This window comes from Gelidibacter pelagius, assembly GCF_017581925.1.
Taxonomy (GTDB): domain Bacteria; phylum Bacteroidota; class Bacteroidia; order Flavobacteriales; family Flavobacteriaceae; genus Gelidibacter; species Gelidibacter pelagius.
Window position 1 is genome coordinate 106460 of record NZ_JAGEVG010000011.1, and the last position, 25835, is coordinate 132294.

The following is a 25835-nucleotide window of genomic DNA, read 5'->3' on the forward strand; positions in this document are numbered from 1 at the left end:
GATATGGTGTTTATTATAGCATTATTTTAATTTCTTATTTTTCAATAGGTACCATCCAATACGAGTAAGAATAGTCCTTATATGGCAGCATGTATTCTGGCAAAGGTAATCTTCCCCAGCTATTGATACTCCCTAATCCTTGTTGGAAACCATCAATATTGACGAACACTTCTTTGCGAGGATCAATTTCACCCGCGTGCTCTTGTTTTCTTTCGTCGCCACTGTGTAAATCGTCTTCTCTATAGTTAAGTCCCTGCACAAAGAATGGTGTTTCACTTAGAAACTTTATTCCCGAACCGTCTTCCTTGGTGAGCGACGCCCAACGCACATCCATTTTATTTCCGTTTTCTTGTGGACGTAAATATGCGAAATATTGCTCTTTAATAGTTTGTTTGTACAAGCCTACTTTAGCTGCATGCTGTCTATCCGTATACGCCTCAAATGGGCCTTTTCCGTAAAAAGTGATGTTCTTATAAGCTTCTGGCAAGACCAATTTATTTCCAAACTTATAGAAACCTGGGTGTTCTCCTTTAATAGCTTCTAATTCGTTGGTCACTTTTACCGCCCCATTTCCATCTATTAAGTAGGTTTCAATGATCCTTGCATCACCATCAAATAAATCTCTAGTAAATATGATTTCAACTTGCGACTTTGAAAGTTGTTTGGCAGCAGCAGTCAACTTACCTGAAGTACCTGCATCTTTCCAAGGTTTGTAGGTTCTTTGGGTTCCTGCACCGTAATCATTATCGGTTGGCGCTCTCCAGAAGTTCACTATAGGACCACTTTCTATTAAACTCTTGTTTTTAAATGTGTAATCGGTTAAGGTGCCTTCTTTTTGATTAAATATCAATTCAAAGTTGGTTCCAGTAACGTTAATGATATCCCCTTTTGTTGTAAAACTTACAGCTGCCGTAGCTGCTTCCGGTAATACAACCTTAGCTTCTTGTAGTTGGAATTGCTCATAAGCTATTCTATAACCTGCTTTCAATAAAGGCTCATCAGTTTTTAATACGGCAGAAACGTTCAAGAAATATTCAACACCGTTTTTAAATTGTGTTTTAAAAGGAATTTTTATTGCTTTCTTAGTTTGTGGTGCATAATCCAATTCTTCAATTGTTCCTGATTCTACAACGTCGCCATTAGCAATGATCTCCCAGTTCAATTTGTAATTTGACAAATCTCTAAAGAAATACCAGTTTTTGATGTCAATCATCCCATTGGCAAGATCATTTTCGTAAAATTTAATATTCTGTTGGATATGTGCTACTTCTAAAATATGCGGATTTGGCGTTCTATCTGCTTGCACCAATCCGTTAAGTAAAAAGTTATTATCACTTGGGGTTCCTTCGGGTCCGAAGTCACCGCCATAAGCAAAAATCTCTCTACCATTTCGTTCGATTCTAAGCCCTTGATCTACGAAATCCCAGATAAAACCCCCTTGAAGTTTATCGTATTTTTCATATAAATCCCAGTACTCTTTAAAGCCGCCCATGCTATTGCCCATAGCATGCGCATACTCACATTGAATGTACGGCTTGGTTCTTCTATCATTCTTTGCATAAGCTTCTGCGTCTGCCGGCGTTTCATACATCGGTACATACAAATCAGTATTCCATTCATGGACGGCACGCTCGTGCTGTACAGGTCGGGTGTTGTCTATTCTTTTAGCCGATAAATAGCCTTCATAAAAATTATAGCCATTTCCAGCTTCGTTGCCTAAAGACCAAATTATAATAGACGGATGATTTTTATCGCGTTCCACCATGCGATTGATACGCTCTAAATGCGCCTTTAACCAATCTGGATTATTGCCCAAAGTTCTATCCAAGGCATATCCCATGCCATGTGATTCGATATTGGCTTCATCCACCACATAAATGCCATATTCATCACATAATTCATAAAAATAAGGATCGTTGGGATAATGTGCAGTTCTTACCGCATTGATGTTGTATTCCTTAAAGATTTGAATGTCTCTAAGCATATCTTCGCGTGAAATGACGTGTCCGGTATTTGGATCATGTTCGTGACGGTTGACGCCCTTGATTAAAATTGGTTTCCCATTGACCAAGAAGTTGCTGCCTTTAACTTCAGACGTACGAAAACCGAGTTTTCTGGAAATCGCTTCGATGACATTTCCTTTTCTGTCTTTGATGACAATGTTTAATTGATATAGATTTGGGATTTCAGCAGACCAGGTTTTTACCTGTGGAATGGTTCTGATAAAACTGAAGGTTTTGCCGGAATTTGGCTCCAACTCATAAGCAGAAGACGCACTATACACCGATTGGTTATTTCTCGTAATCTCTACATCTATGCTTCCTTTTTGCCTTTTCGAATCAATACTTTTCAAATCCACCGACAAGTCAAAAACGCCATCGGTATAATTATTTTCCAATCCTGCTTTGGCAAAATAATCGGCTAATTGAATATTTGGTCTTGCGTACATATATACATCGCGCTCAATCCCTGAAATTCTCCAGAAATCCTGACATTCCAAATAACTTCCGTCGCTCCATCGGTACACCTCTAGGGCAATGCTGTTTTTTCCAGGCTTGACAAAATTGGTCACATTAAATTCTGCGGGCAATTTTGAACCTTGACTATAGCCAACTTTCTTTCCGTTGATCCAGATGTAAAACGCCGATTTCACCGCACCAAAATGAATGAACACATCTTTGCCATTCCAATTGTTCGGCAGCTCAAAAGTTCTTTTGTAAGAGCCTACAGGGTTATCACCATCTGGAATTTCCGGAGGGTTCAATTCGCCCTTTTGAAACGGGTAGGTGGCATTCACATAAATAGGAATTCCAAAGCCCTCCACTTCCCAATTGGATGGTACTTTAATTGTGTTCCAGTTTGAGGTGTCGAAATCTTCCTTATAGAAATCGGCTGGTCGTACTTCAGGAGTATCGCTATAATTAAACTGCCAAATACCGTTTAACAACATATAGTTGTCGGCTTTTGAAACGTCATCTTCCTTCGCCAATTCTAAAGAATTGTACGGAAAAAAAGTGGCGCGTGCATCCAACTTATTAATACCTACGACATCTGGATTTTCGATGACGGGATCAAGCGTTTGCGCCTGTATGAACTGTAATCCAAAACAGATCATAACAGCGACGCGCATAGATTTATGGATTTTCATTGTGATATTTTTTTAATATTAATATTCTTTAAAACGAACTTTGAATTCGGTTCTTGTTTCTCTAATTGACGTATTTGTGCAATATTTTCTTCCACTTTTGATAGCCTTCCTTGCTTAAGTGCAGCCCATCATAAGTGTATTCTGGTTTTAAAAACTTTTTACCATTTCCCATAGGCCTATGGAGATTAATATAGGTGATATAGTGAGTTTTAGCAAGCTCTTTTAACCGTTTGTTTGTTGCTATGATTACGTGATGATTATTTTTGTGTCCAGAAAATTTGTCGCCTACATTTGGATTTACCGGCAAAATACTCTGCAAGTATATTTTTGTGTCTGGAGATTGCTGTTTGATCTGTTCAATGATTTTTTCGGTATTTTCTACCACATAATCCATACTTCTTCCCCTTGCCAAGTCGTTCGTCCCAATCAACAAAAAAACCTTATCGGGTTTTGAGGAGGTCACTTCATCCAATCGGAATAAAATACCATCAGTAACATCGCCGCTGATGCCTCTGTTCACGGCATTTATATCGGGAAATAAAGCGCTCCAATCGCCACCTTCAGTAATGCTGTTCCCCAAAAATATAATTTCATTTTCGGTATCCAATGTATTCTCAAATACGTCCTTTCGCTTGTAATAATGGTCGGAATACTGTTGCGAATAACCAACACTTACAAAAGCGAGTAAAAAAATGATGAGAAGATTTTTCATACCTATGATGTAACAGGTTTAGTGTTGATTATTTCAGATTTCCATAGCGTTTACTCCAAGTAACAAAGTCTTCTTTTGCGCCATTTTTAAATGGAATCAAGTAAAAACTATAAGCATGTTTGGATTCGCCTTTCATTTGGTATTTTTCCATCGGTTTTCCTCCCCAACTATTATCACCTGCAAGGCCGCGTTGTCCTAAATCAATATTTAATTGGACCAAATCCTGCTCCTTAATATCATTGATATGTTTGGATGCGTTGATCTGCGGAATACCATCGGTTCTAAATTCTTCTTCCAAAACATCTGTGCCACTATAGGCAATTCCAGCAGTGGTATCAAAATCCTCGTTTGGCATATGCAACGCGCCAATGCCCAAGCCTTGAAGTTGGTTTGCTGCAACAACCAATAATCCGTTGTTATCGGCATCAGAGAACGCTGACCAACGCACATCAACCTTATATCCATTTTCTTGCGGACGTACATAAGGCACATACTGATCTCTTACGGTCGACTCATATAGATCGATAAACGCAGAGGCTTTTCTATCAATATAGTTTTCCCATGGTCCACGACCAAAAAAGGTCATGTTCTCGTATTTTTTAGGTAGTTGCATCCGCATGCCCACACGAGGAATGTCACCCGAATAATTGGTTTCATTTAGCGTATTATCAATTTTGACCACGCCATTTCCAAAAATGTGATACTGCGATTCAAATGTGGTATCCACTCCTGGTAAATCATAAATCACGTCAATAGTGACGCTGCCATCTGAATTGGACTTGGATGTCAGTTTTGATACTTTCATAAAAAGTGAGGCTTTTTTCCATTCGATGTTTTTGGCTTGCATTTGACTACCAAAGTCATTATCGGTTGGTGCGCGCCAAAAATTCGGTTTTGGACCCTTGCCATCTTTCAATAGTTCATTGCCTTCAAAAACATAGGATGTAATTTGTCCTTTTTCTTTATCAAAAACCAAGTTCAAGTCCTTGTTGGAGATCTCAAGATTATTTTTAGCATCCTTAATCTTTAAAGTTCCTGTATTACCGATCTGGGTAATTTCCTTTTTATATTTTTCAGATAAAGAAATTTGCTCATGAGCGACTTCAAATCCTTTAGGAAGCAGTCCCCAAGGCGCTTTTGTTTTTGCCGAAATTTCAACAAAATACTCGGTATTTTCCTTATAATCGACGTCTTTCAAAGGGATCCTGATGAGTTTCCCAGTATGGGTTTCAACCGAAATGGGCTCAATAGGAATTGTTTTTAAAACTTTTCCATCTGCTTTTATTTCTGCAGTAAAATCAAATTGATCCAAATCGGTAAAATCGTACAAATTTTCAAGTAATACGCGTAATTCATCATGATGATTGATTCCTTTTTCTTTAAAATTAATGAACTCATGGACTTTTTTAACTTCGTGTAAAGCTGGTTGCGGCGTACGGTCCGGGAATACAATGCCATTATTCAAAAACGAATTGTCTGTTGGCATATTTTCACCAAAATCGCCACCATAGGCATAAAAACGTTCGCCATTTTCATCAGTTTTCCATATAGACTGATCTACCCAATCCCAAATAAAACCACCCTGCAGATTGTCATATAGTTCAATAATATCCCAATATTCCTTAAAATTCCCGGTACTATTGCCCATCGCGTGCGCGTATTCACTTGGGATATAAGGACGGTCTGTTTTGGTTTTGCCTATCATTTCAAAAGTTGCTGGGGTTGGATATTGTGGCACGAGAATATCCGTATTGGAATCCATGTCCCAGATACTACCGTCATAATCCTTATAAGGACGCTCATATTGAACTGGACGTTTGGACTTGTCGTGGTTCTTCATTTCGTCATAACCTTTGAAGAAGTTGACTCCGTTTCCAGCTTCGTTCCCCATCGACCAAATAATTACCGACGGATGGTTTTTATCGCGTTTTACCAAACGCACCATGCGATCCACATGCGCATTTTCCCAACTTGGCTTTTTTGCCAACGAGTATTTACCGTAATACATACCGTGCGATTCTATATTGGCTTCATCAACCACATATAACCCATACTCATCACAAAGTTCATAAAAGCGTCTTTGTTGTGGGTAATGGCTTAAACGTACCGCATTGATATTGTTTTCTTTCCATAGACGAATGTCCTTCATGATCAGCTCTTCAGAAACCACATGCCCAGTTTCAGGATTCGCTTCTTGGGTATTCACACCTTTTAAGGTAATCCGTTGCCCATTGACCAACAGCAAACCTTGTTTAATTTCTACTGACCTGAAACCAATTCTTGACGTGGTCACCTCAAGCGTTTTTCCTTTTTGATCCTTTGTCTCAATCAGAAGCGTGAATAAATTAGGATGTTCAGCACTCCATTGTTTAACGTTTGGAAGCGTTGCAGAAAATGCAATCGGATCATTATTTGAGGTTTTTGCCGCAAATAATTTGCTCTCTGAAGCGACTATTTTATTATCAGCATCCAATAATTTATAGGAAACAGTGCCGTTGGTAGTTTTTGAAAGATGATTTTCAAGATCGACATAGAGTTCAAAAACACCATCCTTATAGGCACCATCCAAAATGGAAACCACTTCGTAATCCTGAATTCTTACTTTTGGCTGCGCATAGATATAAACACTACGCTCAATTCCGCTTATTCTCCAAAAATCCTGACATTCTAAATACGATCCGTCCGTCCATCTAAAAATTTGAATGGCGATTTTGTTTTTACCAGGTTTTGCCGCATTGGTAATATTGAATTCTGCCGGTAATTTACTGCCTTGGGAATAGCCAATATACTTTCCATTGAGCCATACAAAACCTCCAGATTTCATCGCGCCTATATGTAAGAATAGTTCCTTGCCATCCCAATCCTTATCGATGTTGAAGTCACGAACATAAGTCCCTACGGGATTGTATTCGCTGGGAACTTTTCCAGGGTGTGCAGGATAAATGCGGTCCACAAATTCCATATCATCAGCAACAGGTGCTTTATAATCGGCAAATTCATATTGATGGTTGACATAAATAGGAATGCCATGACCTTCCACTTCCCAATTGGATGGTACCTTGATATCATCCCAAGAAGACATATCCTCGTTTGGGTCCATAAATGTTGTTGGTCGATCAGCAGGATTTCTTACCCAATTGAATTTCCAAATCCCATCTAATAATTGATGATATTTTGGCGTATTGTTCAACGCATCCTTTTCTGAAGTAAACGAGGTAAATGAAGCGTGAGCATCCATCTTATTTTCACTAATAACGCCTTCGTTCATAATATAATGGACGTAATCCGTTAACGGATTTTTTTCTTGGGCATTAACTTTTAAAACCGCAAGAAATAAAAGGACGATTTGAACGACTACAGACGTCGATTTTTTTAAAATTTTCATAAGGATTTATATAGAATACATAATTAAACTTTTAATAATCATTTCCATTTTCACTATCAGCAGTTTTGAATAGCCAAAAACATTCGATTTTGAACTGAATGAGCAACGATTATTACTACTATGAGCGCCCTAAAATTAAGCAATATTTCAACAATAGTATTATGTACGACATATTAAATCTACGAAAACGGTTTCGTGAATCTACTGTTCAAAAGAGTTTAAAATCTAATATTTAGGACTTCTTATTCGTAAGTCAAATATGCCGAGACCAACCAATGATTCAATTTATCACCATCCACTGGCGTTGCCGGGATTTTAATTCTGATATTATGATCACCAGCTTTCAGATTACCTAAATCTACCATCATCGGTTCCACAAAAGATCCTGGGCACCAGTTGGAACGCGACAAATCTGAAGAGGCAATACGCTCTTCAATTTCCTTAATTTCGTATTTTCTGGTTTCCGGACTTATATAAGAAGCCGAATCTTTCTTGATCCACACGCCCGAAGTTGGATTGAAACGTCTAAAAGAGGCGCAATCCTCACGCCACGGAATGGTATCCAAAACCAATTTGCCGTCAAAATACACACTGTTTTTAATTTTGATAAATTCATCACCACCGCTGTGTCCACCGTGCCCAGTTGTGATATAATGTAGTTTGACATTTTTTGCATCCTTTTTTAACTGAATGGTCTGTTCCAAGTCTTTATTGGCAAAATTATCGGGGATTTGCTGTCCGCCTACATAAGGAATGGTATTTACTATTGGTAACACGGAAACTTTTTGTTGTTTTCTATCGGAATAGGTCAATTCCATATCAAAATCATAGCCTTCGGCAGTCCAAGTGTCAATCCAAACGCCCACATAAAATGTACCAGTGACCAAGCTTTCCAAATCGGTGATATCATGTTCCCAAACCACCTGTTTTTCCCATGAAGGGATATAAACTGGCCGTCTATATTTTACCTTATTATCACTATAATAGCCAACGCCAAATGGGGTCATGAATCGCATTAGTTCTACAACAGGATTATAGTTTTTACCGGTGACAAATCCCGCGTATTTATCATCCACATAAGAGTCTGACGGAAATTTCTCATCCTTTTCCGCAATGGAAATAATGGATAGTTTTTCTGGATCGGTGACTACAAAACAAGATCCGGATTTGTCCCAACGATCGCCAGCGGAACGCACGGTCAGTTTGATTTTTACATCGGTTCCATTTGCAAATGTGGGCACGGTCACTTTTTTGTAGACCAAACGTCCGTCCATTAAACTGACGGCTTCGGCATCCGTGCCTTTGTCACCGGTGAAGTTTAGAGGTTGTTTATCGAAGACCTTGTAGGTTGAAGGGTTTTGTGCGTTGGCTGAAAAGAGCGATGCAAAAAGAAATGTTATGAGTAGGGATTTTAATTTCACGTATCAGGATTTTTATTTTGTTAATTAGCCAGACCTTTCAGGTTTTAAAAACCTGAAAGGTCTCCGCAAGATTATTTATTCCAAAATGACTTTAAGTGTTTTAGCGTTTACCAATTCGTCATGGCTAACAAAATAGCCTTTGTGTTTTTTACCGTTGATTAAAATTTGTTTGATTCGCCCTTTTCCAACTTTCTCGATGACCAATTCCTTGTTTTTATAATATTTGGAATCTAATTGAATAGTGATTTTATCGAATAGAGGCTTTGTAATCGTGTATTTTGGGTCGCCCGGAGACACAGGATAGAAGCCCATCATGGCATAGACCGCCCAAGCCGACATGGTGCCGGTATCGTCATTGCCAGGAAGACCATCGGCCGTGTTTTTAAAATGTTTTCTGAGCAGTTCCTCAACCATTTTTTGGCTACGCCATTCTTCACCTTTCACATAATTAAAAAGATACGGATACGCAATTCCGGGTTCGTTGGCCATATCAAACTGCTCGGTGTCAAAAATCTTTTGCAATTGATCCGTAAAGCCTTTGTTGCCACCCATCAATTTGATCAATCCAGGTACATCATGCGGAATCATAAACGAATATTGCCAAGCATTCCCTTCGATAAAACCAACGTTTTCAGCAAAGTTAGCGCCCTCATTTGGATCAAAAGGCTCGTACCACTCGCCATTTTGCAGTCTTGGTCGCAACATTTTTAAGTCTTTATCGAAAAGCTTTTTATAGGATAACGAGCGATGTCTAAATCGCTTATAATCGTCTTTTTCACCCAATGCATTTGCCAATAAAGCGATGGCATGATCGGCCGCATTGTATTCTTGCGTGGTTGACACCGAGCCGCCATGATCGGTTGTTAAATAGCCTTTTTCGATATAGTCCTTTAAGCCTGGTCGCAAGGGATTGTTTTCAAGCTGATCAGCACTTTTCAACATGGCCTCGTAAGCTTTTTCGACATCAAAGTCTTGAATACCTTTTAAGTACGTATCGGCAATGACGATACTTGCAGGATCGCCCACCATGGTAAAGGTTTCGGTGGAGTTCAATTCCCATTTTGGGAGCCAGCCGTTTTCATCGTACATCTCCAACATGCTTTTGATCATATTGCTTTGTTGCTTCGGATATACGAGCGATAATAACTGGTGTACATTTCGATAGGTATCCCACAAAGAAAACACGGTATAGCGCGTACCTTTAGTGTTCCCGATTTTTCCGGTTTTAATTTCTGGGTAATCGCCATTCCAATCGTTTAAGGTGTTGGGATGGATTTGGGTGTGATATAAGGCCGTGTAAAAAATGGTCTTATCTTCTTTTGTTCCACCTTCCACTTTAATTTTTGAAAGCGTTTCATTCCACGCGTTATGGGTTTCTTTATAAACATCTTCAAAGGATTTCCCTCCAGTTTCCTGTTCTAAGTTTTCACGTGCATTTTCAATACTGACGTAACTCACGCCTATTTTAACCTCAATGGTTTCTGGCTTGTCGAAATTATAAGTAAAATAACTCCCAATGCTATCGCCCACCACCATTTTGGTCGACTTTTCCATGAGTCGTGTTTTCCCATTATAGCCCATCCACTGTGCTTCTACACCTTCATAAAACGCAGGTTTTTTCCAAACTCCAAAGTTGTCTGCCGGCTTGGAGAACTTAGCAACAAAATAGACGGGATATGCCGCCTCTGGACTGTTGTAGCAGAAAGACCCTACTGAGCGCATGCCTTGAATTTCGGTATCAGATACGATTTGTACCATGGCGCCTTCTTCATTGGTCAGTCCCACTCCTAAATTCAGCAATACATTTGCCTGACCCTTTGGAAAACTAAATTTGCTCACCCCTACTCTTGTCGAAGCCGTAAATTCCGCCCTGACATCGTATTCATCAATTTGTGTACTGTAATAACCAGCCTTAGCTAATTCGTTTCTGTAAGTGGAACCATATTTTAAATGATCCGTTTCCAACTCTCCGGTGGTTGGCATCAGCAGTAAAACACCCAATTCCGGACAGCCTACCCCACTTAAATTGACGTGACTGAACCCCGTTAAAAAGGTGTTTTCATGTACATACGGATTGGACAACCACTGACTGTCTTTTTCCAAGGGTAAATTTTGTGGTCCCGCCACGTTGAACGGGCTGATACTTGCCATGCCTCTTGGTGCGATAGGTCCGGGATAAGTGGCGCCATAATTGGAGGTGCCTATAATTGGATTGACATAATCAGTGGGTTCTTCCTGTGCGACAACACTAAAATTGCCGCAAAAAATCAAGAGAATAAATAATGATCTGAACTGTTTCATTTTTTCGGATTGTTTTTTGAAGTGCTTAATGAATACGGCACGCTTTCTTTGGCTGTTCCCCATGTTTTATTTGGAACATTGCCCATGTTAAATTCTAAATTTCCTCCTTTTTGAAGGGTATCAAATTTCAAAAATGTATTGTTGTATGGTTTCCCATTTAATTCGGCACTTTGGATATAAACATTGGATTCTGAGTTGTTTTTGGAGGTAATTTCAAAAGTATTGCCGTTCTCCAAATGCAGTGTTGCTTTTTTAAACAGCGGGCTACCAATGACATATTCATCAACACCCGGTGTTACTGGATAAAATCCTAAGGCACTAAACACGTACCATGCCGATGTTTGCCCGTTATCTTCGTCACCACAATAGCCATCAGGTGTCGCGAAATATAATTTAGCCATTACATCCCTGACTTTCTCTTGTGCTTTATACGGTTGACTGGCGTAATTATACAAATAGATCATGTGTTGGATGGGCTGGTTGCCGTGTGCATAATTACCCATATTGACAATCTGCATTTCTCGAATTTCATGAATGGTAAATCCGTAATAGGAATCATCAAATTTTGGTGGCATTTCAAAAACCTCATCCAGTTTTCCAGCAAACTGTTCCTTCCCACCCATCAAACCAATCAAACCGTTAATGTCATGAAAAACAGACCAAGTGTAATGTAAACTATTGCCTTCCGTAAACGCATCTCCCCATTTTAAAGGATTGAACGGACTTTGAAAACTGCCATCTTCGTTCTTTCCACGCATCCACATGGTAGAAGGATCGAACAAATGTTTGTAGTTCATCGATTGCTTGAAATATTTTTTAGCCAATTTAGGTTGGCCCATTTTTTGAGCCATCTGAGCAATGGTAAAATCGGCGTAAGCATATTCTAAAGTTCTGGCCGCATTCTCATTGATCCCGACATCATAAGGCACATAGCCCAATTTATTATAATAGGTCAAACCTGCCCTGCCTACTGAATTTACTGGCCTACCCTCGGCAACCGTGGCATTTTTCAACACCGCTTCCAACAAGATATCAGCATCCATATCCTTTGCCCCTTTTAAATAGGCATCTGCAATAATAGGCGCCGAATTGGAGCCAATCATCACATCGCGATGTCCTGGACTTGCCCATTCTGGCAACCATCCCGATTCTTTATAAGTGTTGGCCAAGCCTTGCATGATCTTGCCATTAAGCTCTGGATACATCATATTAAAAAATGGAAAGACCGCTCTAAACGTGTCCCAAAATCCATTGTCGGTAAACATATAGCCAGGTAAAACCTTGCCGTTATACGGACTGTAATGCATAATATTGTCATCAGCATCAAACTCATAAAATTTTCTTGGGAATAATAACACACGATACAAAGAAGAATAGAAAGTTCTTAAATTATCGATATTATCATCTGCAATCTGAATTTTATTCAATTCGGTTTCCCATGCTTGTTTTGCTTTCTCTTTGGTGTCTTCAAATGAATCGGGTCCAATTTCTCTAAAAAGGTTTAATCGGGCTTGATCTGGACTAATAAAAGAAGAGGCAACTTTAACATGAACTACTTCTCCTTTTTTGGTTTTGAAGCCGACAATAGCACCCACGTGTTCGCCTTCGCTTTTCGTTGTGTTTTCAACCAATTGCCATCCATCTTTCCAAGTATGATTGATTTCAAAGTCCTTATCAAATTCCGCTACGAAATAGTTATGAAAATTTTCTGGAACTCCACCGTTATTATTCCGGGCGTAACCAATTATTTTGCGTTCTTCAGGAATGATTTTCACCATGGATCCTTTATTGAAAGCATCGAGGATGATATAGGACTTTTCAGATTCCGGAAAGGTAAATTTAAAACTGGCCGCTCTTTCTGTCGGAGTCACCTCAGCCACCACATCATAATCTGCCAAATACACCGAGTAATGATAAGGAGTCACTGTTTCTGCCTTATGAGAAAACCAAGATTCGCGCTCGTCTTCCTGAAATTTTAAATCGCCCGTAACTGCCATAAATGAAAACGCTGCATAGTCATTCACCCACGGACTTGGTTGGTGGGTCTGTTTGATCCCGCGGATTTTATTCTCACGGTATTTATAGGTCCAACCATCGCCCATTTTAGAAGTCATTGGCGTCCAAAAATTCATACCCCATGGTGTGGCAATGGCGGGATAGGTATTACCATTGGATAAATCGAAAGATGAATCTGTTCCCATTAAAGGGTTTACAAAATCGACTAAATCCTTACTGGCGATATAGGCGTTGTTTTGTGCCTCCGAATTTGTGTTCACAAATATGAAAGCAATCAACAGCACCCACGACTTTTTTAAAATTAGATTTGACATTATATTTTTGTTTAACCTTTTCGCTACAGAATTCAATGGATTCAATGTTCATTTTCAATATTGAATCTTGAATTCCAAACCTTTTTTGTGCGACCCATTCTGGGTCGTAACCAAATAACATTCATTGTTCTACAAATGTGGAATCCCTCTGGGATTCTTTTTAAAATGCTATTAACATCTTAATAATTAATTTTCGTGTTTCGCATTTCTACAAACGTGGAATCCCTCTGGGATTCTTCTTAAAAAAGTTCTTTTAAAATTTAACGAACTGGTCTTGATTCTTGATTCTAAAAGCGAAGCGGTCTTGATTCTTAATACTTGATACTAAATACTTACTTCTAATTCAACTCCACCGCCTGACCATGACCTCGGTATAACTTCAACGGATCTTCCAACTCCACTTCTAAAATTGTGACATTGGCATCTAAATTCTCAGTTTTTGGCACTTCAATTCTCAAAATTCCAGGAATATTATTCCATGCGGCACCACCATTTCTTTCAAAACTCAGTTCTTGACCGTTTCCAACCACTTTGATGGATTTTACCTTATTTTGAATCCCTTTTAATGAGATATAATTGTTAGGCGTATCAAATAGGGCCAAATAAATTTTGGTTTCGTCTTTGCTCAACAAGGTCGGACCGTAAAAATGCCCATAAGGCAAACCAGCTTTCGTGCCGAAAACCGCCGATTCGTGTTTGTTGACCCATTCTCCCAAAGCTTCCAAACGTTCCATTTCCTTATCTCCGATAGTACCATCAGGTTTTGGGCCGATATTCAATAATAAATTACCTCCTGAAGCGATCACTTCCACAAAAGTTCTGATGATCTGTGATACGGGCTTATAGTTGGTATCCGACGGGAAATTCCCCCAATTATCGTTCATTGTCATACAGAACTCCCAAGATCCGTCAGGTCGTACAACCGGTACACCTTGTTCGGGAGTGCTATAATCCCCATAAGTTTTTAAACGTGAATTGACAATGATGTTTGGATTCCATTTCAACAAAGTATCTTTTGTAGATTCTGCTTGCCACGCTTCACTCGACTGCTCCCAATCGCCATCAAACCACCATAAATCAGGATGATATTGGTCATGCAATTCCTTCATTTGACCATGGTTAAATCTAAGGAAACGCTGCCATGGCGATAATTGGTTTTGATTTTTCTGTGGGTAATTCTTACGCGTATCAGGACGTGGGAATACAACGTCATAATCAGGATGCGACCAATCAATCAACGAATAGTACAAACCTACTTTCAAATCTTCTTTACGTAAAGCATCCACCAACGGTGCCACCAAATCGCGTTTTGCAGGTGTTTTATCAACCACGTTCAATTTGCTCACTTTAGTATCCCATAAAGCCACCCCGTCGTGGTGTTTTGTGGTCAATACTGCGTAACGTGCTCCAATTTTTTTGAATAATTTTGCCCAGGCCTCAGGATCATAATTTTTGGCGGTAAACTTTTTACCTTGTGCCATATAATCATCATAGGTAATTTGCTTGTGGTACATTGACCAAGATTCGCCAATACCATTGACACCATAATAGCCCCAATGCATAAAGATGCCAAGTTTAGCATCGTTGAACCATTCACCTAATCGCTCTTCTTTTGTTAGCTTTTCTTGAGCCGTAGCTTGATTGGCCAGAAAGAAACATAGAATTGCTACAATTTTAAAATATCTCATATCTAATTAATTATAATTTCATCAACAAATAACCATACACCACCAACAGCACCAGGAAGTTTTTCCAGACTTTCAGCAACCACTTTTACATATCTTACTGGCTGCTCTTCAAATGACACCTTAAAATCTTTTAAATCGGATGCTGGATTTTTGGCGAAGGCTCTTTTTTCTACGCCCACATCTTTATAGGTATTTCCATCGTTGGAAACGTAGACTCTAACTGCTGTTGGGAAATAAATTCCGGGCCCTTGATTTTCTAAGGTTCCTACAAGTACTTCATGAATGGGTATCTCCTCGCCCAAGTCCACAACGGCTTCCATTCCTTTCCCCAACCACGCTTGCCAGCGGCCGTCTTGGAAGTTTTTGGTACCACGTAAGGTATTGACCATACCAAACTCGCCATCACCCTGATAACGATCGTCATAAATTTCCTTAAATGTCACCTTTTTACCAACGGCCTTATGAAATGCGACCGTCGTATTAAATGGCACACCAACCGGTTTGTCATTTTTAAATAATGACGCATGGATGGTTGTGGTCTTATTGATTTTTAAAGGTTCGGTGTATTTTATGGCATTCTCTGAAAGTTGATCTTCATTCAACGTATATCGAATATCCGCATCGGTAAATTCATTTTTCAGGCTTACGGAAGCTTCTTTGGTATCCATATCTATTTGCACATCGGCCATAACCAGGTAGGCACTTTTCGCATAATTAATATCTAAATACTCATAACGTTCGAAAAGTGTTAAGATTCTTTTTGAAAAATCATCCCAATCTCTGGATTCCTTTGGACTCCAAACGGCTTCTGACAATGCCGCTAACCTTGGATAGATCATATACTGAGAATGTGATTCCGTTTTAATTTGCTCCGACCATACATTGGCCTGTCCACCCAGAACATGTTTCGCCTGCTCTGGTGTCATCGTTTCCACAACAGGGTCAAATTCGTAAACCTTACTTAAAGGGATATAACCACCCCATGCCAAAGGCTCCTCATTTTGTGGGCCTTGATAATAATCAAAATACATGTACGAAGTGGGTGTCATGACCACATCATGGCCCTGGTCTGCGGCTTCAATACCGCCTTCAAAACCTCTCCAGCTCATCACCGTAGCCTCTGGAGCCAAACCACCTTCTAAAATCTCGTCCCAACCGATCAACTTTCTATCGTGTGAAGCAATAAAACGTTCCATTCTTTTGATAAAATAGCTCTGTAATTCATCCACGCTGGCCAAACCTTCATCTTTCATTCGTTTTTGACAATGTGGACATTTTTCCCAATTGGTTTTGGTTGCCTCATCACCACCAACATGAATATATTCCGATGGGAACAATTCCATAACTTCCAATAGGACGTTTTCCAAAAACTCAAAAGTCGATTCTTTTCCTGCGCAGTAAATTTCTGTGATTGGCCAAACCCCACCTGATGGCACACCAATTGGCGTTTCAAAACAAGATAATTCCGGATAGGCTGCAATGGCACTCATGACGTGCGCCGGCATTTCAATTTCAGGAACCACTCTTACACCTTTTGATTTAGCATAGGCCACAATTTCCTTGATGTCTTCTTGTGTATAGAATCCGCCGTAAGTGGCGACATCTTCTGGGGTCGTCACGCGACGGCCATCCCAATGTGAGTCTTCTTGATCGTTTCTGAAACCACCGATTTCAGTTAATTTTGGATATTTTTTAATTTCAATTCGCCAGCCTTGATCATCCACTAAATGAAAATGAAACACATTCATTTTGTGCATGGCCAACATATCGATAGTTTGTAGAATGTATTCCTTTTCAAAAAAATGGCGGGAGACATCCAAATGTAAACCTCGCCACTTAAAGCGAGGCTCATCGTTTATGGTCAAATTGGGAATCACCCAGTTTACTTGGTTCACCTTTGTTTTACTTTCAATTTCAGTAGGTAATAATTGTCGGATTGATTCCAAACCATATAAAAATCCTGAATAGGCCTTTGCTGTTATGGTAACTTTTTCAGAATTCACAACCAGTTCGTAGGCCTCGTCGTTCAAATTTTCATCAACTATAAATTCGACATAATTAGTCTGAGGTGCTTTTCCTGAAACACCCAAAGTCCATCCTGCCGCAGTTTTAAATTTATCCAATAGGACGGAAGTAATTTCTTTTTGCGAGTCATCAGAAATCACAAATTGGGTTCGGTCGTTAAATTCGAAAACACCATTACCCAGTTGCAAGTTTACTGGCTTTGGGATGATGGCGATATCAGCCTCTGTAAAAACTTTAAACTTTTTACTTTGTTGGCAGGAGGCCATTAAGGCGATGATAATCAATACCATCATTTTTTTTAATACGTTCATTTTCATAAATTTAATTTATTGTAAAGAGATGTCGCCCCGATGGGGCTTACAATCTTTACCTATTTAATGCTACAAAGATGTCTCTCCTACGGAGCTATTAATGATTCGTTATTTCAATTACAAGGATGGCGTTCCTATGGAGCTATCTAAATCTAAAAATCCTACAAAGATGTTGCCCCGATGGGGCTTGTCCATCTATTTTATGTTATTAATCTGTCGCTCCTACGGAGCTATTAATGACTTATAATATCATTGTTCCTGTTTGTATATTGCTGTCGGCCAACCTCATCTTGCTTTTCTCCTTCGGTTACCTTCAAGAAGTCCGATTTGCTTTTCTGGCAGTTCTGGGTGAGGTTTTTTATTCCTCCCATGCCATTTTAAACGTGGCGTCCTCCATGCGATTTCCATTTGCTTCATCATAGATGGCATAATTGAATCCGGAGCGCAAACTGTAACCCGCATGCTCACCATTTTTGTTAACGGCAATGAATCCGACTTGCAGATATTCCATGTCCTTGTGGTTTTTATGCTTATTGTAAATGCGTTCCACAATTTCCTTGCAGGCTTCAAGAGGCGATTTGCCCTGACGCATCAATTCCACCACCATGGCACTTCCTGCGGTTCTTAATACGGCCTCACCCAAACCGGTGGCGGCAGCTGCTCCTACTTCATTGTCTAAAAACAGACCTGAACCAATAATTGGCGAATCGCCCACACGTCCGTGCATTTTCCAAGCCGCGCCACTTGTGGTACAACCTCCTGAAATATTGCCGTCTTCATCGATAACCAACATGGAAATCGTATCGTGATTTTCAATATTGATAACGGGTTTATATTTGGATTCTTCCAGCCATTTCTTCCAATCGGCTTCTGATTCTGGCGTCAGCAAATTCTCCTCCTTAAAGCCTTCGGACAATGCAAATTGAAGTGCTCCTTCTCCGGACAGCATCACGTGAGGTGTGTTTTGCAATACTTTTTTGGCAACCGAAATGGGATGTTTGATACCTTGTAAAAAGGATACTGATCCGCAATCGCTGTTATGGTCCATGATACAGGCGTCTAAGGTTACTTTGCCATCCCTATCAGGAAAACCACCGTAACCGACACTTCTCACCTCAGGATCAGCTTCAGGAATTTTCATTCCCGCCTCAATAGCGTCCAAGGCCGATTTTCCATTTTTCAACTGCTTCCAAGTTTCGTCGTTGGCCGGCAAGCCATGATTCCAAGTGGAAATAACCAAAGGCTTCACTGCTTTTTTATTTGACGCACTGGCTGCCACAACAGGCTCCTTACTGGTTAAATTATTACAGCTTAAAACCGTACTAACTCCTATAGTTCCTAAGGCAGCTTTTTTTATAAAATTCCTTCTATCTGACATCGTCTGATTTTTTTAATTATATAGTTTTGAAGATGGTGCCATTGCGTTTTTACTGGTTTTATTGGGCGTATTCCCCATGTTAAAAACCAATTCTCCGCCCGCCATAATCTCTTTATGTGTTATGTAATTTCGGTCTATCTTCTCGCCATTTAGTGAAATGGTTTGAATGTATATATTGTCTTTATTGTTATCCAAGGCCTTTATCGTAAAGGTTTTGCCATTTTCCAAATTAACGGTTGCTGAATCAATCAGCGGTGATCCGAAGGCATATACCCCTTGTGCAGGATTCATAGGATAAAAGCCCAAGGCACTGAACACGTACCACGACGACATTTGTCCGCAGTCTTCATTCCCGCAATGGCCGCTTGGTTCATTTTGATATTGGGTTTCTAAAATCTCTCGGACCAATTTTTGTGTCTTCCACGGCTTTTCAACATAATTGTACAAATAGGCCACATGATGACTCGGCTCATTGCCATGCGCATATTGACCAATCATTCCCGTACTGAAAATAGGTAATATATCTTCTGGCAGCGGGTTTAAAGTAAACATGGAATCGAGTTTTTTTTCAAATACTTCTTTACCACCAAGAGCCGCCGTAAGTCCTTCGATATTGTGCTGAACCGACCAAAAATATTGCCATGCATTACTTTCACAGAAATAAGACGAATAATCTTTCGGATCAAAATCTGAAATAAAAGTGCCATCTTTCAATTTTGGATGCATAAAAGTACTGTTGGTGCTATAGACATTCCGCCAATTTTCCGAGCGTTTTATAAAGATATTATAATCATCTGTTTTTCCCAAGGCTTTTGCGAATTGTGCAATGCACCAATCGTCATAGGCATATTCCAAAGTTTTGGAAACCGACCAATCATCTTCCTCGTCACCCGCTGGCACATATCCCAAAGCCATATATTCATCGATTTGTCGAGAAGCATCTGTAGCACTGGCGATACACGCTTCGTAAGCTAAATCTGCATTGAAATCTTTAATCCCTTTAAAATAAGCATCCACAATTACGGGAACAGCGTGGTAACCAATCATCATATTGGTTTCATTGCCTTGCATGGACCACACCGGTAATAAGCCTGTTTCTTTGTAATGGGCGAGCATGGAATTGACCATATCTGACACCCGATTTGGATGCATGATGGTATATAATGGATGCGCCGCGCGATAGGTATCCCATAGCGAAAACGTATCGTATCTATCAAATCCTTGAGCGTTCATGATACTATCATTGGCGCCTTTATAATCGCCGTTATGATCACTTAATAAGGTGGGTGCCAACATGGATTGATACAGCATCGTATAAAAAATACGCTTTTTGGTATCGTCAGCTATCGTGATGTTGATTTTATTGAGTTGGGTTTCCCATTTGCTTTCTGCTTGAGCTTTTATTTCATCAAAATCAAAATGTGGTGCTTCCACTTCCAAAGATTTGTACGCCCCTTCAATAGTTGCTGTCGATAATCCAGTTTTTAAAATGATTTGGTCGCCTTCTTCAGTGGCATAATCCAAAATAATCTTTGTGTTTCTACCTGTGACAGGCGACTTCGTCAACGAATCATTTTTAAATAATTGATACGACTTAAAAGGTTTCGAAACCTTAATTACAAAATAAACCCGTTGGTCTTTTGCCCAACCTGTAGATTTCCGATAGCCTTCAATGGTGGTGTCATCAACCACATTAAAATGGGTTTCAGTGGGACTGTCCCAATTTAAGGAATAGCCCAAATCGATGTGAATTTGCGTGCTATCGTCTTTAGGAAAAGTGTATCTATGAATGCCGGTTCTTTCGGTGGCGGTTAATTCTGCCTTAATGCCATAATCCAATAAATCGACCGTATAATACCCCGGCGATGCGGATTCCTTTTCATGTGAAAAGCTCGAAAACGGTTTAAATAGATTGGCTTCTATGCGTTCTGAAAATCGGCTGTTGGTAGGCATTACCAAAATATCGTAGAGATCGCCGGCACCTGTTCCAGATAAATGCATGTGTGAGAATCCGGTAATAATGGAATCTTGGTAAAAATAACCTGCAATGCGGTCCCATCCAGAAATCCCAATATCGGGGCTCAATTGTACCATCCCAAAAGGAACGGTGGCGCCAGGATAGGTATTTCCCGGTCCGTCAGTTCCTATAAACGGGTTGACAAAACCGGTTAATTTAACTTGGTTGGATACATTCGCAGATTCCTTGCACTGAAGCAAAAACATCGCAAAAAATAGCGTTATAAGACCAAAATTCTTCATTTCTAATTATTTAAAACTTTCTTTTGCATCTTTAATGGTTTGCAGAAAAGCATCGCTTAATTGCGGTCCATCAAAGAAGGTCACTCCTTTTGCACCATTGTCTTTTGCGTAATGAATGGCTTCTTTTAATTCTTCCGCAGATGTAAATGGCGGTAAAAAAACGCCCGTGTTCAATCCGACATTTTTAGGTTGCAAATCGGTGACACCTTGTTTGGTAGCATATCCGATCCAATCAATTTCTTCGTTATAAAACCCGTGGTATATCATTGGATAGACTTCATCAATATTCCATTTATCCCAACGTTGACGCACCATATGATCAGCCATTTCAGGATAAGGAAAAACCGCAGCAGTTAAATTTTTGTTGTGTTTATGGACGATATCATAAGCATCATTAACCAAATTGCGAATCGCATTCAACCTGAAATTCTTCCATTCCATATCGATAGCGGTGTTCTCACTTTCCAATGGATTTTTATGATGGATTTTTTCGAATTCGCTAATGCAGACCTCACAATAACAAAAATCGAATTCTGCCATTTCAGTGTCCTGCTTTAAATTATATTTCGGAAGTAAACCGATTGGTAAGAAGATATCAGGGAATCGGATATAATCCAAATGCACGCTTTCAATGCCTTCTACTTTTGCCATGTTCTCAACCAATCCTAAAATATGATTTCTCGATTCTTCTCTGGTAGGGCACAACCACTGGTAGTAATTGACATACGGACGGGTATCAAAACAGGATTTACCATCTCTACTGACCATATACCATTCCGGATGTTTTTGAGCAACTGTATCACCAGGACGATTCACAGCCCACATCCACGCATGGACTTTTAAACCTTCCTTTGCTGCTAATGGAACCAAACGTTCGAGTTCCTGAGGATCGGTTGACGTATTAATCAGAACCTCATCAATGCCACCTTCCTTAAATCTTTTAAATTCGGTGGTATAATCGGCATCCGCTTTGTTTTTATTGGAAGTGATCCAAGTACCAAATTTAAAAGGCCCATCGGTAGAAGCCGAAGCATCCGAAAGATTTTGCTGTTTTCTTTCCATTTGATTGCAGCCAACAACAGTTAAAAGTAAGGTCGCAAAAAAGAGAAATTTGGTTTTCATGGCGGTAAGTTTTTATACTAATTATTAGAACAAGGATTCAAAAAGGGTATTCAATAGCTCTTGATCTTTGTCTAAACTATATTCCCAAAACATTGCCCCGCCCAAACCTTTTTCTTTGATATAATCTGCTTTCAACTTGATTTCTTTAGGTGTATCATAAGAAATAAAAATATTTTCCGTGGGATTCCAGAGGTAAGTTGCTTGTGCAGATTCGTCATACATTTTTTCATACTTGCCAGATTTTAATTTTTCAAGAATTTCCCAGTAAGAAATAATATATCCGCCTTGATTGGCTGATGCATATAAAGGGACCTCCGTAGGTGTTACTTTCTCCCATTGTCTGCCATAAAAAGGAATTCCCAAGACCAATTTTTCAACCGGAACACCGGCTTCAATATGTCTATCGATGGATTCTACACCACTATTTCCGCCATATTTTTCTTTGTCTGATGGGTGCAAATTAGCATGATGCCCAGTTTGGAACATCCAACCTTGGTAAAAATCATAGCACATGACATTTATAAAGTCAAGGTGCTTGTGTGCTTCTCCTAAATTGGTATGATCGATATATGTTTGATCGGCTCCTGTTGCAATGGTCAAAAGATAATGTGTGTTGTCTTTTTCGCCCTGAACATCCAGTGCTTGACGGATTTCAGCCAAAAGCAAGGTGAAATTATCTTTATCGGAAGGACGGAAGTCATTATCTTCTGCACGTTGACCAGGATACTCCCAATCTAAATCAACACCGTCAAAGTTATGTTTCTTTAGAAGTTCCACACAGCTTACCGCGAACTTCTTTCGTGATTCGTCATAAGCTGCCATAGTTGAAAACTGATCAGACCAAACCCATCCGCCCACAGAATACAGGACTTTTAAATCGGGATTTTGCTCTTTAAGACCAATCAATGTGGCGATTTTAGCAGCATCCGTTTCCAATTCAAAGGCTGCTTTACCGTCTACTATATTGGCAAAAGCAAAATTAATATGCGTGAGTTTTGTGGCGTCAATTTTTGAAAAATCGTAATCTTCGTATCCTGCGGCATAACCAATGATTTTTAAATCTACGTCAGATCTTTTTGCAGTGGTTTGCTCCTGATTTGAGACGTCTTGATTTGTTTCTTTTTGTTTATCAGAGGCGTTGTTGCACGCGAAAAAAAGAGGGAACAGTAATATTAATTTTATCAGCTTCATAATATTATTTAGGCTTTCAGACCTTTCAGGTTTTCCTCCAACACTTAAGCTTCGGCGGACAAGTAAAAACCTGAAAGGTCTCTTCAATTTTGAACTTATTTTTCCACAAATTTACCATCCTCTTTTATGACCAGCATTTTATCTGTAAAGGGACTTTTTGCAGAAATGGTCCATCCATAACTATGGATTTCAATTTTGGGTTGAATGGTTTTTCCTTTAACAACAATTGGGGATGACGATAGTTGATCAACCGAAGTTGCCCATTGTTTATTGGTTTCGTAATGTTTCTTTTGAGCACGGAACACGTCGTACATTTCCCATTTGATTTTTTCATCGTTGGGGATTTCAAACGTATCCTTTCCGCCAGCTTCTTTTGATGAGAAATACACATAACCCCATTTTTCAGGTTCGTGCATATTGATGACGCCTTGTGATGACCAGACCCAGTTGTATTCTGGTAGATAATTTCCTTTGGCATCTTTTTTTCTTCCGTATTTACCATCGGTAATTTGATGATCCCAATTGACTCTTGAAAAGTTCACACGCCAAAAATCATCTTTAGGAACATTTTCTTCAAAATAAGCTTTCTTGAAAACATCCCAAGGAATTGCCATTTCAAGCATCCAACCTTTGTCGGTATCATTCGGATTGTTTAACGTTCCATCGATGGTGATGGCAGTTTTCATTCCTGTTGCGGTCCAATCGTTTAAAACCACATTGCTTTCACGATAAGGTTTGTTGACAAATAAATCCCATACAGTATTGATGGCGTTCACCTCGATTTCATAATAATTATGGGTATCCCCGTCAGGATCAATAAATACTTCAAAATCGTTGTTGTAGAAAATAATGGCGTCGTGTTCAGTGATGTCTGCCCAAACGTGTGGCTCTTCCATTTTCGCCAAAATATAGAAATAGGTATCATCCCATAACATTTTGACTTGGGTGTCGTAGGTTGGTTTTTTTATGCCTTCAATGTCGATGAAGAGGTTGGTCCAATCTACTTTATTCCAGGCGGCATCAGCATCACTTCCATCAACTTCTATAGCTTCGCTGGTATGGTAGGCGATATAACTTTCGGGGACTGTGATTTGTTTGGATTGTCCAAAGGTCAGTATAGAAATACCGAAAAATAGCAGTGTTATAAATTTAAACATTGAATACATTATTTATGTGATATGTCTACTACAAAGATGTCGCTCCTACAGAGCTATAATCTTGTCGTTTATGTTATCATTAGCTACAAAGATGACGCTCCTATGGAGCTTGTTTTTGCTATCGATGGTCTACAAAGCCGTTCCTTTAATTCGGCTAAAATAACCTGGTCAACGCTTTTTATTTAATGAACAAATGGTTTAGACCTCATTTAAATTCAGACCTACAGGTAATTCAGACCTACAAGGTTTTGAAAACCTTGCAGGTCTTATGAACTTATAAACTATTATCTTTTGTAAACTGAACGACTTCGCTCAGTTTCCCGAATGCCATGGCAACTACCGTATCAGCTGCACCATAGTAAATGGCCAGTTTATCTTCTTCTATATCGTGCAAGGCCGCACAAGGGAATACAACGTTGGGTACATCGCCTGTGGTTTCGTAAAGCTCTGCCGGACCCAATAAATAGGGCTGGGTTCTGTATTTCACTTTATCGGGTTGATGTTCATCTAAAAGAGCAGCCCCCATCGCATATCGGAAACCGTTACAGGTCGTGATTACCCCGTGATAGATCATCAACCAACCTTCATCCGTTAAAATAGGAATTGGACCTGCGCCAATCTTGGTACACTGCCATGCACTATCCACAAATGCAGTCGTTTTCATTACGCATCGGTGCTCTCCCCAATATATCATATCAGGACTATAGCTGATGTAAATATCACCAAATGGCGTATGGCCATTATCGCTTGGGCGACTTAACATCGCGTACTTTCCGTTGATCTTTTTAGGAAATAAAACCCCGTTTCTATTGAACGGCAAGAAGGCATTTTCACATTGGAAAAACTCTTTGAAATCGTAGGTATAAGCAATCCCGATGGTTGGTCCGTGATAGCCATTACACCATGTGATCCAATATCGATCTTCAATCCATACAACGCGTGGGTCATATTTGTAATCAGATTCAATCATTTCTGTGTTTCCTGCTTGCATCACGATAGGCTCATGATTGATGTCCCAATCGATCCCATTTTTACTGAAACCAGCAAAAATATTCATCTGAACCGATTTGTTATCACACCTGAAAACACCAGCAAAGCCATCGCCAAAAGGCACCACGGCACTATTAAAAATACTGTTGGAGGTTGGAATATCATATCTATTGATGATAGGATTTTCAGAATATCTCCAAACTACATCATTGCAACCTTCCGGTTTATCTTGCCAAGGAAATGTACTCATATACGTTAATTATTATTATTTATTATCATTGTTGTTCGATAAAGAATCAAGACCGCTGCGCTTATAGAATAAAGAACAAAGACTTGATTGTAACTAATTGACAAACACATGTATTTAAATTAAAATTGTCCAATCACTCTCCTTATAATAGTTTCTAAAAAGTAAAA

14 protein-coding genes are annotated in these 25835 nt (G+C 39.5%); all 14 read right to left on the reverse strand.

All coding sequences use genetic code 11. The features are described 5' to 3' along the window. Nucleotides 1–34 precede the first annotated feature (34 nt). Complete coding sequence (locus tag J4051_RS10705; RefSeq protein WP_208233863.1) at nt 35–3148, reverse strand: glycoside hydrolase family 2 TIM barrel-domain containing protein; 3114 nt, start codon at nt 3146–3148, stop codon at nt 35–37. A 61-nt stretch (nt 3149–3209) separates the two neighbouring features. Beyond that, nucleotides 3210–3860 (reverse strand): GDSL-type esterase/lipase family protein, encoded by a 651-nt coding sequence (locus tag J4051_RS10710; RefSeq protein ID WP_208233864.1) that lies wholly within the window; start codon nt 3858–3860, stop codon nt 3210–3212. A 28-nt stretch (nt 3861–3888) separates the two neighbouring features. Next, nucleotides 3889–7245, reverse strand: coding sequence for a glycoside hydrolase family 2 TIM barrel-domain containing protein (locus J4051_RS10715; RefSeq protein WP_208233865.1), 3357 nt, complete (start codon nt 7243–7245; stop codon nt 3889–3891). A 242-nt stretch (nt 7246–7487) separates the two neighbouring features. Then, nucleotides 7488–8666 carry a PNGase F N-terminal domain-containing protein gene (locus J4051_RS19205; protein WP_208233866.1) on the reverse strand — a complete coding sequence of 393 codons (1179 nt, stop codon included), beginning with the start codon at nt 8664–8666 and terminating at the stop codon, nt 7488–7490. Between the two features lie 75 nt (nt 8667–8741). After that, complete coding sequence (locus J4051_RS10725; protein ID WP_208233867.1) at nt 8742–10967, reverse strand: GH92 family glycosyl hydrolase; 2226 nt, start codon at nt 10965–10967, stop codon at nt 8742–8744. Further along, the gene (locus J4051_RS10730; protein WP_208233868.1) at nt 10964–13297 is read right to left on the reverse strand and encodes a GH92 family glycosyl hydrolase; all 2334 of its coding nucleotides are present in this window, start codon (nt 13295–13297) and stop codon (nt 10964–10966) included. The genes J4051_RS10725 and J4051_RS10730 overlap by 4 nt, the downstream gene beginning before the upstream one ends. 338 nt (nt 13298–13635) lie before the next feature. Beyond that, nucleotides 13636–14985, reverse strand: coding sequence for an alpha-L-fucosidase (locus J4051_RS10735; protein ID WP_208233869.1), 1350 nt, complete (start codon nt 14983–14985; stop codon nt 13636–13638). Between the two features lie 2 nt (nt 14986–14987). Then, nucleotides 14988–17321 carry a glycoside hydrolase family 20 protein gene (locus tag J4051_RS10740; protein ID WP_208233870.1) on the reverse strand — a complete coding sequence of 778 codons (2334 nt, stop codon included), beginning with the start codon at nt 17319–17321 and terminating at the stop codon, nt 14988–14990. Between the two features lie 358 nt (nt 17322–17679). Then, nucleotides 17680–18699 (reverse strand): N(4)-(beta-N-acetylglucosaminyl)-L-asparaginase, encoded by a 1020-nt coding sequence (locus J4051_RS10745; protein WP_208233871.1) that lies wholly within the window; start codon nt 18697–18699, stop codon nt 17680–17682. A 12-nt stretch (nt 18700–18711) separates the two neighbouring features. Then, complete coding sequence (locus J4051_RS10750; RefSeq protein ID WP_208233872.1) at nt 18712–20958, reverse strand: GH92 family glycosyl hydrolase; 2247 nt, start codon at nt 20956–20958, stop codon at nt 18712–18714. Between the two features lie 6 nt (nt 20959–20964). Then, nucleotides 20965–22080, reverse strand: a complete 1116-nt coding sequence (locus J4051_RS10755; protein ID WP_208233873.1) for a family 10 glycosylhydrolase — start codon at nt 22078–22080, stop codon at nt 20965–20967. A gap of 24 nt (nt 22081–22104) precedes the next feature. Then, on the reverse strand, nt 22105–23271 hold the full coding sequence (locus J4051_RS10760) for a glycoside hydrolase family 18 protein (RefSeq protein WP_208233874.1): 1167 nt from the start codon (nt 23269–23271) through the stop codon (nt 22105–22107). 95 nt (nt 23272–23366) lie between these two features. After that, nucleotides 23367–24428 (reverse strand): carbohydrate-binding family 9-like protein, encoded by a 1062-nt coding sequence (locus tag J4051_RS10765; protein WP_317192710.1) that lies wholly within the window; start codon nt 24426–24428, stop codon nt 23367–23369. Between the two features lie 274 nt (nt 24429–24702). Then, complete coding sequence (locus J4051_RS10770) at nt 24703–25668, reverse strand: glycoside hydrolase family 130 protein (RefSeq protein ID WP_208233876.1); 966 nt, start codon at nt 25666–25668, stop codon at nt 24703–24705. Nucleotides 25669–25835 lie beyond the last annotated feature (167 nt).